Annotated in this window: 1 protein-coding gene; it reads right to left on the bottom strand. The window is 52.1% G+C overall.

All coding sequences use genetic code 11. The annotated features are described in order from the left end of the window. On the bottom strand, positions 1–288 hold a 288-nt coding region (locus tag ACO0KV_RS18410), incomplete at both ends, for a contractile injection system protein, VgrG/Pvc8 family (RefSeq protein WP_423044611.1).

Raw genomic sequence — 288 nt, 5'->3', positions numbered from 1 at the left:
GGTCACTACTGTTAGCTTCGAGGCTTGAGCGGCATCGGGTGTAGTCATAGTCACGGCTGGCAACACTGCCCGAGGTGAGGCTGTTCTCTGGGCTAAAAGCGTGAATGTAATCGCGGTCGATTTTATGACCAGGTGGGTAATACGGAATGCTGGCGTAGGCTTCACTGGCGGTACGGAATGCGCCATTGAAATCGGAGAGGATTAACCGATGCACACCGTTGCTGTGCTCGAAGTGGTAGTTGATGCCCCACTCTTGCATTAAACGAGAGACAAACGCAAAATCGGTTT

This window comes from Undibacterium sp. RuRC25W (assembly GCF_049339825.1).
GTDB lineage: Bacteria > Pseudomonadota > Gammaproteobacteria > Burkholderiales > Burkholderiaceae_D > Undibacterium.
Note: the sequence above shows the minus strand (reverse complement) of the source record. Positions and strands in the feature narration are given on the sequence as shown.